The sequence below is a fragment of the Colwellia sp. MB3u-41 genome (assembly GCF_014076845.1).
Taxonomy (GTDB): domain Bacteria; phylum Pseudomonadota; class Gammaproteobacteria; order Enterobacterales; family Alteromonadaceae; genus Colwellia_A.
Window position 1 is genome coordinate 93,804 of the sequence record NZ_JACGUT010000072.1, and the last position, 13,804, is coordinate 107,607.

Genomic DNA, 13,804 nt, shown 5'->3' on the forward strand with positions numbered 1-13,804 from the left:
TATCCTTATTAATTTAGTAAGTTGAGGTAAAGATATAACCCCTATTGATCTCTTACAGGTGGTGGAGCTAATACTTCACGTGCACCATTGTGTCCTGGCGAACTGACCACACTTTGGTTTTCCATATCTTCAACAATACGGGCGGCACGGTTATAGCCGATTCTAAATTTTCGTTGCACACTTGAAATTGAAACACGTCGACCTTTAGTCACAAATTCAACAGCTTCATCATATAAGGTGTCAAGTTCAACGGCTTCATCAGCCTCTGCTTGCTCCCCAGGTAACAATATTTCGTTGTCGCTATCACCTGATAATATTTCGTCAACATAATTAGGGGCGCCACGTGTTTTCCAGTCAGCAACCACAGCATGAACTTCATCATCGTTTACAAAGGCGCCATGCACACGAACAGAAACAGCTTCACCCGGTGGTAAATAAAACATATCTCCCATACCCAGTAATTGCTCAGCCCCTTGTTGATCTAAAATAATACGAGACTCCATTCTTGATTGCACGCGAAGTGCCATACGGGTTGGAATATTCGCTTTTATTAGCCCCGTAATAACGTCCGCTGACGGGCGTTGCGTTGCTAAAATTAAATGCATACCCGCGGCTCGCGCTTTCTGGGCAATACGTGCAATAAGTTCTTCAACTTTTTTACCAGCAACCATCATCATATCGGCGAATTCGTCGACAAGAATAACAATCGCGGGTAACTTCTCTAATAAAGGCGGTGTTTGAGTAAAAGCATCATTAGGTTGCCAAGTTGGGTCTATTAAAGGCGCTCCAGCTTCAATGGCATTGAGTACCTTTTCATTATAACCTTTAAGATTACGTACCCCTAAAGAAGACATTAGTTTGTAACGACGTTCCATTTCACCAACACACCAACGCAGTGCGTTGGCCGCTTCTTTCATATCGGTGACCACTTCAGCCAACAAATGTGGAATACCATTATAAACAGATAATTCAACCTGCTTAGGATCGATCATGATCATCCGTACATCTTCAGGCGTCGATTTATATAAAATACTCACAATCATGGTATTAACAGCAACAGATTTACCTGAGCCAGTGGTACCTGCCACCAATAAATGCGGCATTTTGGCTAAATCAGCAATAACAGGCTTACCCGATATGTCGCTACCAATGGCCATCGCTAAGTGAGATCCTGATGCTGCAAATGCAGGTGCAGAAATAACATCAGTAAAATAGACCGTTTCTCGGTATTTATTGGGAAGTTCAATACCGATAACTGATTTGCCCTCAATCACTTCCACAACACGGACACTTTTAGCGGATAATGAACGAGCAATATCTTGAGATAAACCGCTTACCTTACTTGCCTTGACTCCTGGCGCTAGGTTTAACTCAAAGCGGGTTATAACAGGACCCGGAAAAACCCCCACAACCTCAGCTACAACGCCGAACTCTAAAAGTTTTTCTTCGACTAAACGACTCACCAGTTCAAGCTCTTTTTCATCAATAGGGTTTTGAGTTCTATTGGGACGGTCTAACAAATCGAATCCTGGGAGACCTTGATAAGTTGCGCTTTCACTTTTAGGCGTTAATTTTATTGGCTCTTCAACGATTATGGGGTCGACGTTTTCAAAGGCTGCCGTTATTTCGTCTTCACTAACGTGCTCTTGCACATTAAAAGCGATAGGTTCACCGATTAAATCGTCTATCGCGACAAAGTGTTCAATATCTTCTGGGGGATCAAATGAAACATCATTTTTACTGGGCGCAATAAGATCTTGATGTTCTTCTTCATTTATCGCATTAAAAGCATGGTGTAATTCTTTACTTTCATCCGCTAAACGGTCATTTTGATGAACATTTTCAACTTGTTGCTCTGCAAAGTCGGGTAAAATTATCGATTGTTCTTTTTGCTGATTAGATTCAACCAATCGTGATTGCTTGAGTTTTGCGGCTTTAAATTCAGCCAAATAATCTTTTATTTTTTGCGGTATCGTCAATAAGTATTGCGCAAATAAAATGGTATAGGCACCAGTTTTGTCGATAAAAGCGATTAAAGAGAACCCTGTTAACAATACAAAACCAGAAAATAAGAACGTTAAAAATAATAAAGTACTGCCCACAAACGAAAAGTAAGGCAAGACAGTTTGACTTAATACGTCACCAATAATGCCACCCGCAGAAAAATAGAACACATCATCAAAGTTCATACTTGCAATTGATGTTACGCCAATATAAAAAAGAATAAAGCCAATAAACTTCAAACCTAAGGTTAAATAATCTAATTGAATGAGGCGGTGATATTTTTGAAACAACAACCAACCCGTTATTGCGGCTACAAAAGGTAGGCTATAAGCAATAAAGCCAAATAGATTTAAAAGTAAGTCAGAAAGATAAGCCCCAACAGCACCGCCTAAATTTCGAATGGGGGTTTGATAACCTGTTTGCGACCAACCTGGATCAGCAGGATTAAAGCTAAACAGCGCCAGCATAATAAACATGGCAAAAACGAATGAAACCAACAAACCTGCTTCAAGTAGTCGTTGCACACCGTTTAATTTACTTTGGGTAGGAGATTCTGTAGACAATATAATAAACCGAGTTAATAGCTATTTTATATCCGCACTACTGCAAGAAGCATTAGCACAGGTATGTTTATATACAGTAAAATAACAAACTATCGTAAGGAGTTAAATGTTTAAATGACTTACTTTATATGATTTGCTGATTTATCGTTTAATTGGCAGAAAATTAGTCGATTTCACCTCTTCCATCACCATATAACTTCTACTTTCACTTACCGAAGGAAGACGAAGCAAAGTATCACCGAGTAATTCACGATAAGCGATCATGTCAGCAACGCGTGTTTTAAGTAAGAAGTCAAAGTTACCTGACACTAGATGACACTCTTGAATAACATCTAATTCATGCACGGCTTTGGAAAAATCGTCGAAAACATCTGGGCTCGTTTTTGTTAACGTTATTTCAACCAATACAAGTAAAGCGGCTTCAAGTTTTTGAGGATTGAGTATCGCTTGGTATCCTTTAATATAGTTTTCTTTTTCTAACCTTTTTACTCTTTCTAAACAGGGTGTTGGACTTAAACCAACTATTTTAGATAGCTCTACATTAGAGATGCGCGCATTCTTTTGTAACTCAACGAGGATATTACGATCGATTCGATCGATACTTTTACTTGGAGAACTGGACATTATATAAAACACTACATATTTTCAATATAACAGGATTATATATTGATAAATAAAATAATACGACAGGATAATTCGAGAATAACGCATTATAATAGCCGCAAATATTATAAAAAACATACAACGAGTGAAACTATTATGATTATTGGTGTTCCTAAAGAAATTAAAAACCATGAGTACCGCATTGGTTTAACGCCTGCTGGCGTTAATGAATTAACGGTTAATGGCCATGAAGTACTTGTTGAAAATAATGGCGGCGAGTCAATTGGCTTTGAAAACGGCCAATATATAGCAGCTGGCGCAAAAATAATAAACACAGCGGCAGAAATTTTTGCAACCGCTGACATGATAATCAAAGTTAAAGAACCTCAGCCAGCTGAATGTAAAATGCTGCGCCCAGGTCAAATCCTTTTCACTTACCTACATCTTGCACCCGATGCGAAGCAAACTGAATTACTCGTTGCTTCAGGCGCCACGTGTATTGCTTACGAAACCGTAACGGCTGCTGAAGGTGGTTTACCACTATTAGCACCAATGTCAGAAGTAGCTGGCCGTATGTCTATTCAAGCAGGTGCTCATGCCCTTGAAAAAGCACAAGGTGGTTTAGGTGCTTTATTAGGCGGTGTTCCTGGTGTTGCACCAGCGAAAGTATTAATTATAGGTGGTGGTGTTGTTGGTACTCAAGCTGCACGTATGGCGGTAGGTATGGGCGCTGACGTGACTATATTAGATCGTTCATTACCACGTTTACGTCAATTAGATACTGAATTTGATGGTCGTTTAAAAACAGTTTACTCTACTGCTGATGCGATGGATCAATTAATTGTTGAAGCTGACTTAGTCATTGGCGCGGTATTAATTCCAGGCGCTGCTGCTCCTAAACTAGTGACAAGAGCCCACATCAAAATGATGAAGAAAGGTGCTGTTGTTGTTGATGTTGCGATTGACCAAGGCGGTTGTTTTGAAACATCAAAAGCAACGACTCACCAAGACCCAACTTATGTGGTAGACGATGTAGTACATTATTGTGTCGCGAACATGCCAGGTGGCGTTGCTCGTACATCGACAATGGCGCTAACCAATGCAACCATGCCATTTACAGTAATGCTTGCTAATAAAGGTGCCAAACAAGCAATGCTTGATAACGTACACTTAATGAATGGTTTAAACGTGTTAGGTGGAAAAATTACTTATAAGCCAGTTGCCGAAGTTTTAGGCTACGATTATGTGCCGCCTGAACAGGCTATTGCGACTTTATAATAACGAAGTCACGTTTATAAAAATATTTCTTTAATATATAAAACCTCTGTTATATTTTTAACAGAGGTTTTTTTTGTTATAGACTATAAAACTGACCATATGGTTAAGTTATGCTATCTTTCGATTAATATAACTAAAATAAGCTACAGGAAATCAATCATGCAAATTCAGGTTGTCGATTACCAAGATAAAAATGCCGCAAAATTATTTGTTCAAAGTTTGAGAGAAACAGGGTTTGGTGTGTTAATTAACCACCCTATTCAACAGCAAGTTGTTGAATCTATTTATAAAAATTGGTATGAATTTTTTTCTAGCGAAGAAAAACATACTCTAAATTTTGATCCTCAAAAACAAGACGGCTATTTTTCAACAGAAATTTCTGAAACAGCAAAAGGTCACGCCAATAAAGACATAAAAGAGTATTTTCATGTCTATCCTTGGGGTAGGATCCCAGAGCAACTTAAAGCAGAAATACTGAGCTATTATAATAATGCATCTGAGCTTGCTGCAGAATTACTTGATTGGGTTGAAAAATATAGCCCCGTCGAAGTTTCATCAAAATATTCAGAACAACTTTCTAATATGATTAAAGATACGCCAAATACCTTACTCCGTATTTTACATTACCCTCCCCTTAAAGGTGATGAAGAGCCTGGTGCAGTTAGAGCCGCAGCACATGAAGACATCAATTTGTTAACGATATTACCCGCGGCTAATGAACCTGGCCTGCAAGTACAACAACAAGATGGTTCTTGGATAGATGTGCCGAGCGATTTTGGCAGCTTAATTATTAATATTGGTGATATGTTACAAGAAGCTTCAGGAGGCTATTTTCCATCCACTAGCCATCGCGTAATAAATCCTTCAGGCAAGGCCAGTGAAAAGTCTAGAATATCACTGCCATTATTTCTTCATCCGCGAGATGAAGTTGTTTTATCTGACCGACACACTCAAAAAAGTTATCTTTTAGAAAGATTAAAAGAACTTGGCGTAAAATAGTGATGAGTGATGGCATATAAGGGTTTATATGCCATCACTGTACATTTAACATTGCACTTATAAAATTTATTTATCAAAAAAGTAATTTACCCTCTTGTGATCTTTGCTTAAACTCCCAACTTATAACCTATAATTACATTTATCAATTTTTGGAGTCATACATGAGCGAAGCAAGACATTGCCCGTTACTCATTTTAGGATCAGGTCCAGCTGGATACACTGCAGCTGTTTATGCCGCACGCGCAAATTTAAAACCAGTGATGATTACTGGTATGCAACAAGGTGGTCAATTAACAACGACGACTGAAGTTGAAAACTGGCCTGGTGATGCCGATGACCTTACCGGTCCTGCATTAATGGATCGTATGCAAAAACATGCTGAAAAGTTTGATACTGAAATTATTTTTGACCATATCAACGACGTTGACTTTTCGAGCCGCCCTTTTACTTTAAAAGGCGATAGCGGAAGTTATACCTGTGACGCATTAATCATTTGTACGGGTGCTTCAGCTCAATACTTAGGTCTACCTTCAGAAGAAGCATTTATGGGTAAAGGCGTCTCGGCTTGTGCTACCTGTGACGGTTTTTTCTATCGTAACCAAAAAGTGGCGGTTGTTGGCGGTGGTAATACCGCTGTTGAAGAAGCTTTATATTTATCAAACATTGCTTCTGAAGTGCATTTAGTTCATCGCCGTGAAACTTTTCGCTCTGAAAAGATTTTAACCGACCGTTTATACGAGAAAGTTAAAAACGGTAATATTACCCTTCACTTAAATCAAACGTTGGATGAGGTTTTAGGTGACAACATGGGTGTTACCGGTGTTCGTTTGAAAGAGACTCAGTCTGACACAACTAAAGATCTCGACGTAATGGGTTGTTTTATTGCTATTGGTCACAAACCAAATACTGATATTTTCAAAGACCAATTAGACATGAAAGATGGTTACTTAACGATACTCAGTGGTACTCAAGGTAATGCGACTCAAACCAGCGTTGAAGGTGTTTTTGCTGCCGGTGATGTTGCTGACCATATTTATCGTCAAGCAATCACCTCTGCTGGTGCCGGTTGTATGGCCGCACTAGATGCAGAACGTTACTTAGACGCTAAAGGCGCTTAGTCATTGAACAACCAGATTATCAAATTACTCAATATCGATAATCTGGTTTTCCCTCCTCTGCAAAATGCACTTGATGAACCAAATGGCCTCCTCGCTTTTGGTGGTGATTTATCTGTAGCCCGATTACAGTCAGCTTATCGTTCAGGCATATTCCCTTGGTATAGTGACGGCGAGCCTATTATGTGGTGGAGCCCTGATCCGCGCGGTATTATTTTAACCGACCAATTACCCATTAATCGCACCTTGAGAAAAGTATTAAAACAGCAAAACTTTACCGTAACATTAAATCAAGCCTTCAATCGTGTTATCAATTATTGCGCCGATGCTCCCTTTCGAAAAGAAGAAACGTGGATAGTTGACGATATGCTTGCTGCCTATCAACAGTTGCATGACCATGGTATTGCACACTCTATTGAAGTTTGGATGGACGGTGAATTAGCTGGCGGTTTATATGGTGTGGCAATTAATGGCTGCTTTTCTGGTGAATCGATGTTTTATCGAAAAAGTAATGGTTCTAAAATAGCACTGGTTTATTTAAACAACTTATTAAAACACCAAAACATTCCATTAATTGACTGCCAAATGCTTAACCCCTTTTTAGAAGATATGGGCTGCATAGAAATTCCACGCTCACAATACATGGCATTACAAGCAACAGCATTGTCTGTTTCACTACCTTCTGATTTTTGGCTACCTCGCCAACTGACATTAGCGCCTTAATTCGATAACTACCATTAGAAACTTGATATGAGCACAAATTTTCAGCTAGGTATTACCCAATCCTTTCCATGTAATTACTTGCCTAACCAACAAGAACGATTATTGATTGCAACCGACGAGCGTTTACACAACAGTGAACATTATGGTTGGCTGATGTCACAAGGTTTTAGGCGCAGTGGCGATCAAATATATCGGCCTCATTGCGAACTCTGCTCTGCATGTAAGTCTCTACGGGTCTTAGTGAAAGAATTTTGTTTATCTAAAAGTCAAAAGCGCAATATTAAAAAAAATAACGTGTTCACCATTAACGTTTCAACTGAAACAAAAGCCATTTATTATCCATTGTACGAAAATTATATCAATACTTTACATACAGATGGCTCAATGTTCCCAGCCACGGCTGATCAATATAATAGCGTTATCAATTGTAATGTTACAGAGCAGCTATACCTTGAAATTTGGCATAAAAGTGAACTTATCAGTGTTGCGGTAACAGATACCCTAAAAGACGCTCTATCTGCCGTATATACCTTTTACCATCCAGATTATAATAAGCACGGTTTAGGTGTATTTTCAATTTTGCAACAAGTGGCGTTAGCAAAAGATATGCAGAAGAATTTTCTTTATCTCGGTTACCAAATTAACGAATGTAAAAAGATGAATTACAAGAATCGTTATTACCCACACCAAGTCTTAATAGAAAACAGCTGGCAAACGGTAAATAAATAACACTATAGCTTTACATTCCAGCCTGTTTTCGGCATTATCTGCCCAGATTTTTGTTTATGCACAACTTTAGAGGTTTAGCGCCCAATGGCGAAAGAAGAAAATATTGAAATGCAAGGTACGGTTCTTGATACCTTACCAAATACTATGTTCCGCGTTGAACTAGAAAATGGTCATGTTGTAACGGCACATATTTCAGGAAAAATGCGTAAGAACTACATTCGCATATTAACGGGTGATAAAGTAACGGTTGAATTGACACCGTATGATTTATCTAAAGGCCGTATTATTTTCCGTGCTAGATAATTAAGACCCTATAAAGCTAAAAGCCCTGTGAATAATATTCACAGGGCTTTTTTATTACTTTAGATATGTATCGTTAAATCTAGAATTCAAGCATTGATGATTAAACCAGCTTTTTTAATAAGCCGTTGCTAGCATCTTCAACTAAATCTAATACAAACTTAAATCCCCTCGCCCCACCGTAATAAGGATCGGGTACTTCTAACTCTTCAAAATTATCTGCATACTCTAGAAACAATTGAATTTTTTCATGTAAATGCTCTGGTGCTAACTTTTTTAGCTCTTTAACATTATGTTCATCCATCGCTAAGACCAAATCAAATTTGGTAAAATCTTCAATAATGACTTTACGTGCTTTAATTTTGTCAAATGAATAGCCACGTTCAATGCCTATCTTTTGTGCACGATGGTCGGGTTTTTCACGCGCATGAGAACCCGTTGTACCCGCAGAATCTATAGTTAAAGAAATACCCTTTTCTTTAACTTTATGACGAAAGACCGCCTCAGCACTTGGCGAACGACAGATATTGCCCATGCAAACAAACAATACAGATTTAATGTTACTTAAGTCTTCCAAAATTAATTCCTTTATTATAATCAAACACTTATTACATCCAATTTTATTATCACATTTCAAACATCAACTTTATAGCTATCAACAGGTTACATTTTATTTCGAGAAAGATAAAGTTAGTTTTAGGATATTTCATAAACAGATAAAGAAAATAAAATTGACCTTTGGTATTACATGCTCCATTTTTAAATAATATGATGTAAAGGGTACCGTTACCAACTAACGCGCCACTGAACGACAAACGCCCCAACCTTTATTAGTTGGAAGCTTATGGTAGGTAAACTACGACCTAACCTGCAGTAGTTTATTGAACATTCGGTGTGTCTTTTGAATCACACTTTATAACGTTTAATTGGTGGCCCAACATCGCACGCCGACCTATTTCTGTCGTTACCTAAGGACGACATATAAAAGGTGAATTATCTCTAACGTACTGAAAGTGAATATATTGTAATTGGGTGACTCAATCATCTTCTTCATACTGATGATAGCCCATAATAGATTGGTTCATTAATATACTCAAGCCCAGTAAAGTGACTAATAATAGCCAGTTGAAACTGATTAAAACAAGTAACATCAACTTTATCTGTTTTACTTGTTAGGTGATATTTTCTTCTTCATGCAAGACAAAGCTTACCAATTTATGAACAATTGGAGAGATGATAATGATGACTGGAAAGGCAATGATAAAAGCAAAGCTCCAAGCCTTTAGCCAAATATCAACAATATTTTTCACCAGACCAACGTTAAAAATACTGATAACAAAAGACATAATACATGACATAAGTAACGCCATAAAAAAAGAAAATACTATTTTGTGATGTTTGCGTGAAATCATTTAAATACTCAAAAATGGTATAGTGCGTATGACCTAATAAAGCCTAAGAATAACTGACTGAAATTTATAGGGCACGAACAAGGACCCACTGTTATTGTTCGGTTTAATGCCTGATTATAATGAGCTCACCAATCCAACCGCTATTGCCTGCGGTTCATTACTAAAAATAGCCATAGCCGTATTCATTTTTTTAAAGCCAAGTTTACTATAGAAGCCCTCTTTACCCGGACTCGCATACAAAATTATTTTTTTATGACCAAAAGATAATTTAATTAATTGTTTAATAATATCACGCCCCAACCCAATACCTTGGTATTTAGGATGAATGGCAACATCGCATATATATGAGCAATCAAGTCCATCAGCTAACGCTCGGCCAACCCCAATAAGTTTTTGGTTTTCAAAAATAAAACACTTAAATTTACTATTCGAAAATACAGTTTTAAGGTCATCTGCTGGTTTATGACCTAATGGCGCAATACGATATAATGTGGATAATTGTTCCCAATCAATGGCAGATTGTTCATAGACCCATGAAAATTTTTGCATAGATTCCTTTAAATATAACGCGTAATTAAACAGCAAAAAATAATGAACTAACGCTGCGAAGTATAAACTAGTCGGTGTTTAGTGGGTATTTGAGTTATTTGTTATATGCATTTTAGCCAAACCTTGGTTTATTTTATGTTGCATATAAATAACATGGAATATTGAGGTAATAAATGGGTTTAACCAAAGTTTGTCACCTTTAGTAGCACCAGCAATTAAATTAATACGTTTACGCACCATAATTATCCATGTTACATCGAAAATAGAGGATATTACATGAAAACCAATTATAACATTTAAAATACCAGGTTCCTGCCAATTGGCTAGCGCATGAAGTAAGCTACCCAATGAAAGTGTATATAAAAAAAGGGTTATAAAAATAAAAGTTTTAGATATTTTTAATTCGGTATGTCGGTTTATTTGAACAGAGAATTGATATAGCTTGTACATCAAATATGAGCCAAGTGTTAGCACACAAAGCACTAATGTCTTTAATACTGATGCAATAGCAAAGACTCCAGTAAATCCGTTTTTCATTTATACCTCCTAACCCTTTTGTCTATATAACGTCTGACTTACTGATAAAAAACAGTTAACTATAATCTACAAGATAAGAATATAACAATTTAAGGTACTCGTAATAAGTGTCCAGTTATAAAGTATTTATACTACCGTAAATGAAAAGGTTAATTTACAATCAATATACTTAAGCATGCGATTAACTATTGTGGGTATATCAATGGTATTAGTTCCTGAACCAGAGCTTACTGAAATGAATATATCACAATCATCTATCTCAACTCTTTGGCGTACATAATAGTCATTTATCTCATCAAAATGTTTATCTGTTAATGGCACATAAACAACATAACGGTTATTTTCAACATGATTATCACGTATAGCCCCTAATATCTCTCGCTCTAGCGTAAAAGCTTGCATCTTATCTAAGTGATTAAATCTAAAGCTTATTTCTGCTTCAGTGTTTAAGTTTTCCATCTGACCCTCTTTGCTTTATTAGCTGCCAACGGTTTATTAGCCGTTTGAGCGCATTATTATGTTTTAAGCATACTTTTTTATCTACGTATATCATTGTAATATTTTTATTCGCGTCAAAATAACAATAAGACACATTATTTTTAAGTCTCTAAAGATTTTTATATCTTCTATAGTACAAACAGACTTTTTAATATTTGGTGAGCTAGCATAGCATCAACAAAAGCATTCATGTCTACGTTATCTTTTCATAATTTGGCAATTGAAAGTTATACATAAATTTATTTTGTATACCTACCCGAACAAATAAGAGGGTATCTGAATCGATGTTATAGGTAAGTGGGCATTTATTTCACTCTCCGCACGCATAGAAAGCTTAACGTCACCTTTAGTAGGTTGAGTAAATAATCCACTACTACAGAGTTTCCAATAAATCTACGACCAATAAACACCAAGATTTATTACAGTACACAAACCGAAAAAATAAGTAAGTTCATTTACGCCAATCATTGATTAAATCTCCGTAATATTGCTTTTGCATAATACCCACTAAGAGGCAAATGATAGTTAGCTAAAATAAGCGACAAAGGAGCAAATAGCCAACTGTTATGCGAGCGTTTGAATGCCTTGTTAGCCGCATGTTGTCTAAATGTTGCATAGAAAGGAAATTGCATTTTTAGCTTATATTTAAGTTTGAATATTACATTAAAATACTTATACTTCCGCTGGCTTATAAGTTTAAGGAATGAACGATTTATAATTAATTCCAATAAACGCAGGTTAAAATTACATTTATGACTGTCATGGCACATCCAAATATACAAAATGTTAAGCGATATAGAATTCAAGATAAGGTGTTCGGTATTCAAGAGTACTTTTCTATTGCCAAGCATGGTGACAAAGCTAAAATTTTAGCAGAGAAAAGACAAGAAGAAATATCTCAAAAAAGACTATATCGCCAAATACGTATGCAGTTAGATATAAATAAGATATTTCATCCTGATGGAACAGTTATTGGACTAAAACGAACATTAAAAAATAAAAATGGTTCGATAAAAAAGATTTTACATATTCAAATTAGCGTAAATGGAAAACAGAAAAAAACTGATATAACGATTGATAACAAAACCTTTGAACAAGCATATCTTAAAGCTCAAAATAAAATATTGGAATTAAGAAAAATTGAGCACTCTCTTGAAATAACAGAAATATTTAAAAAAGTAGCAGGGTACTACAAATACAGCTAACGATTACATAAGCAGAAAATGACAGTGGGCTAAAATGGAGCGAAGCGAACAGAGCAGCTCCCACTTTTAGTCCTGTTGATTAGCTTGTTATACGTTACTTGCTAGTGATATATCCACTTTAGGCCATTTACATGCATACCAAATAATCGCCACTGAGAGTAGAACCGCTATCGCAGTTAAAAACAGGTAAAACACCCAAGTTTCTGTCAAATTAGTTGCAATAAGAATAACTATATAAAGTGTGCTCAGTATTATATTCAACCAACGATTGATCTTAGGTTGAACCACTAGGGTAAAAAATATCATCACACTTGGCATTGACATTAATAAAGCAACGGCAAAAAACTCTAATTGAGTTTCAGCCGTTGCTTTAACCGCCATAGCATCTGCCAATATTCCAGGTACATAAATCTGTATATAGTCACCGTAAACATAACAAAACATAACCGCTACCCAAAGGGCAGAAATCTTTAATTTTATATTGATTTTAAAATCTTCATAAACTTCCGTATTACTTTTAACTGAACTCATTCAAAACTCCCTATTATCGATAACGTATAACGCCCATATTAACGAGCTAAGTAATAGTTGGCCAAGATAGCGAAGAATGAGCACAGCCAACTGTTACGTGATTTGTTGAATTGTTTGTTATGTTTTTTTATTGAAGGACTCTAGTTTACCTTTGAAATTACCAACAGAATACAAACGCCCCTGTATATCTTGTATATATAAATTTTCTCCTTCATGTAATTCATCATTAATAAAGGCAACTAAATCGTTACTATTACCTGATATGGCAAGTTCTCTTTCAAAAAACTCACCTTCTTTCAATACCACACAAGTATTTTTAGTAGCAAATTGCTTTCTAATTTTTTCATTAACACCCTCGTAATTAGACGTGGAGTTAATATTATATGAAACTTCGGCATCAGGTTCCTTTGCTGGAATATCAAAGGTCATACCTTTAGCTTCAATTTTAAGCCCTTTAATAATAATAGGTCTACGCCCAATGTTTGCAATGGTTACCATAAGAGTTTTAGTTCCTACATTTTTTTCATGAAACCCGCGAAAGACACTAACTTCTGCCCAAGCTTCAATTTTTGAATTGTCTCGCTCAATGTTATAAATAGAGTAGATAGCAACAAACAATGCTATGGCTAGTGATATTATTGAAATTACTAGGGATAAATCCATATTTCCTCATAAAAATAACGCCCATTTAAGGGGCTGATAATAGTTTGCTAAAATGTGTAACGAAGCGGAACCGAGCAAACTGTTAGCAGTCCCGC

16 protein-coding genes are annotated in these 13,804 nt (G+C 36.4%); 7 read left to right on the forward strand and 9 right to left on the reverse strand.

What is annotated here, in order from left to right:
• Positions 1-41 precede the first annotated feature (41 nt).
• Together H4J73_RS07195 and lrp are read right to left on the reverse strand one after the other, a co-directional pair.
• Entirely contained in the window at positions 42-2,567 is a 2,526-nt protein-coding gene (locus H4J73_RS07195; protein WP_259366655.1) for a DNA translocase FtsK, read from the reverse strand.
• Between the two features lie 141 nt (positions 2,568-2,708).
• Positions 2,709-3,191 (reverse strand): leucine-responsive transcriptional regulator Lrp, encoded by a 483-nt coding sequence (gene lrp, locus H4J73_RS07200; RefSeq protein WP_182179462.1) that lies wholly within the window; start codon positions 3,189-3,191, stop codon positions 2,709-2,711.
• Positions 3,192-3,326: 135 nt separating this feature from the next.
• Here lrp and ald point away from each other — a divergent pair, with 135 nt between their 5' ends.
• The 6 genes from ald (at position 3,327) to infA (ending at position 8,317) form a co-directional block, all read left to right on the forward strand.
• A complete protein-coding gene (gene ald / locus H4J73_RS07205; protein ID WP_182179464.1) occupies positions 3,327-4,448 on the forward strand; it encodes an alanine dehydrogenase in 1,122 nt (373 codons plus the stop codon).
• A 159-nt stretch (positions 4,449-4,607) separates the two neighbouring features.
• Positions 4,608-5,447 carry an isopenicillin N synthase family oxygenase gene (locus tag H4J73_RS07210; RefSeq protein ID WP_182179466.1) on the forward strand — a complete coding sequence of 280 codons (840 nt, stop codon included), beginning with the start codon at positions 4,608-4,610 and terminating at the stop codon, positions 5,445-5,447.
• A gap of 161 nt (positions 5,448-5,608) precedes the next feature.
• Positions 5,609-6,565 (forward strand): thioredoxin-disulfide reductase, encoded by a 957-nt coding sequence (gene trxB / locus H4J73_RS07215; protein ID WP_182179468.1) that lies wholly within the window; start codon positions 5,609-5,611, stop codon positions 6,563-6,565.
• 3 nt (positions 6,566-6,568) lie between these two features.
• Positions 6,569-7,285 carry a leucyl/phenylalanyl-tRNA--protein transferase gene (gene aat / locus H4J73_RS07220; RefSeq protein ID WP_182179470.1) on the forward strand — a complete coding sequence of 239 codons (717 nt, stop codon included), beginning with the start codon at positions 6,569-6,571 and terminating at the stop codon, positions 7,283-7,285.
• A gap of 27 nt (positions 7,286-7,312) precedes the next feature.
• The gene (locus tag H4J73_RS07225; protein ID WP_182223884.1) at positions 7,313-8,014 is read left to right on the forward strand and encodes an arginyltransferase; all 702 of its coding nucleotides are present in this window, start codon (positions 7,313-7,315) and stop codon (positions 8,012-8,014) included.
• Between the two features lie 84 nt (positions 8,015-8,098).
• Positions 8,099-8,317, forward strand: a complete 219-nt coding sequence (infA, locus tag H4J73_RS07230; protein ID WP_011043571.1) for a translation initiation factor IF-1 — start codon at positions 8,099-8,101, stop codon at positions 8,315-8,317.
• Positions 8,318-8,417: 100 nt separating this feature from the next.
• Here the strand turns inward: infA and H4J73_RS07235 are convergent, their stop codons facing one another.
• The 5 genes from H4J73_RS07235 to H4J73_RS07255 all read right to left on the reverse strand — a co-directional run bounded on the left by H4J73_RS07235 (position 8,418) and on the right by H4J73_RS07255 (position 11,271).
• A complete protein-coding gene (locus H4J73_RS07235; RefSeq protein ID WP_259366654.1) occupies positions 8,418-8,891 on the reverse strand; it encodes a low molecular weight protein-tyrosine-phosphatase in 474 nt (157 codons plus the stop codon).
• 595 nt (positions 8,892-9,486) lie between these two features.
• Positions 9,487-9,726, reverse strand: coding sequence for a DUF2798 domain-containing protein (locus tag H4J73_RS07240; protein WP_182179474.1), 240 nt, complete (start codon positions 9,724-9,726; stop codon positions 9,487-9,489).
• A 114-nt stretch (positions 9,727-9,840) separates the two neighbouring features.
• Complete coding sequence (locus H4J73_RS07245) at positions 9,841-10,275, reverse strand: GNAT family N-acetyltransferase (RefSeq protein WP_182179476.1); 435 nt, start codon at positions 10,273-10,275, stop codon at positions 9,841-9,843.
• 78 nt (positions 10,276-10,353) lie between these two features.
• Positions 10,354-10,812, reverse strand: coding sequence for a hypothetical protein (locus H4J73_RS07250; protein ID WP_182179478.1), 459 nt, complete (start codon positions 10,810-10,812; stop codon positions 10,354-10,356).
• Between the two features lie 126 nt (positions 10,813-10,938).
• Positions 10,939-11,271, reverse strand: a complete 333-nt coding sequence (locus H4J73_RS07255; protein WP_182179480.1) for a hypothetical protein — start codon at positions 11,269-11,271, stop codon at positions 10,939-10,941.
• A gap of 791 nt (positions 11,272-12,062) precedes the next feature.
• Between H4J73_RS07255 and H4J73_RS07260 the strand changes: the two genes are divergently transcribed.
• Positions 12,063-12,515, forward strand: a complete 453-nt coding sequence (locus tag H4J73_RS07260; RefSeq protein WP_182223885.1) for a hypothetical protein — start codon at positions 12,063-12,065, stop codon at positions 12,513-12,515.
• 87 nt (positions 12,516-12,602) lie between these two features.
• Here H4J73_RS07260 and H4J73_RS07265 read toward each other — a convergent pair whose 3' ends face one another.
• Entirely contained in the window at positions 12,603-13,046 is a 444-nt protein-coding gene (locus H4J73_RS07265) for a DUF6326 family protein (protein WP_182179483.1), read from the reverse strand.
• A 117-nt stretch (positions 13,047-13,163) separates the two neighbouring features.
• On the reverse strand, positions 13,164-13,709 hold the full coding sequence (locus H4J73_RS07270; protein ID WP_182179485.1) for a hypothetical protein: 546 nt from the start codon (positions 13,707-13,709) through the stop codon (positions 13,164-13,166).
• Between the last annotated feature and the right edge of the window lie 95 nt (positions 13,710-13,804).

Bases quoted from the DNA above. Each gene is read 5' to 3' on its own strand.
- H4J73_RS07255 (WP_182179480.1), bottom strand. From the start codon at position 11,271: ATGGAAAACTTAAACACTGAAGCAGAAATAAGCTTTAGATTTAATCAC.
- H4J73_RS07260 (WP_182223885.1), top strand. From the start codon at position 12,063: ATGACTGTCATGGCACATCCAAATATACAAAATGTTAAGCGATATAGA.
- lrp (WP_182179462.1), bottom strand. From the start codon at position 3,191: ATGTCCAGTTCTCCAAGTAAAAGTATCGATCGAATCGATCGTAATATC.
- trxB (WP_182179468.1), top strand. From the start codon at position 5,609: ATGAGCGAAGCAAGACATTGCCCGTTACTCATTTTAGGATCAGGTCCA.
- H4J73_RS07210 (WP_182179466.1), top strand. From the start codon at position 4,608: ATGCAAATTCAGGTTGTCGATTACCAAGATAAAAATGCCGCAAAATTA.
- H4J73_RS07265 (WP_182179483.1), bottom strand. From the start codon at position 13,046: ATGAGTTCAGTTAAAAGTAATACGGAAGTTTATGAAGATTTTAAAATC.
- H4J73_RS07245 (WP_182179476.1), bottom strand. From the start codon at position 10,275: ATGCAAAAATTTTCATGGGTCTATGAACAATCTGCCATTGATTGGGAA.
- H4J73_RS07225 (WP_182223884.1), top strand. From the start codon at position 7,313: ATGAGCACAAATTTTCAGCTAGGTATTACCCAATCCTTTCCATGTAAT.
- ald (WP_182179464.1), top strand. From the start codon at position 3,327: ATGATTATTGGTGTTCCTAAAGAAATTAAAAACCATGAGTACCGCATT.
- H4J73_RS07240 (WP_182179474.1), bottom strand. From the start codon at position 9,726: ATGATTTCACGCAAACATCACAAAATAGTATTTTCTTTTTTTATGGCG.
- H4J73_RS07250 (WP_182179478.1), bottom strand. From the start codon at position 10,812: ATGAAAAACGGATTTACTGGAGTCTTTGCTATTGCATCAGTATTAAAG.
- infA (WP_011043571.1), top strand. From the start codon at position 8,099: ATGGCGAAAGAAGAAAATATTGAAATGCAAGGTACGGTTCTTGATACC.
- H4J73_RS07270 (WP_182179485.1), bottom strand. From the start codon at position 13,709: ATGGATTTATCCCTAGTAATTTCAATAATATCACTAGCCATAGCATTG.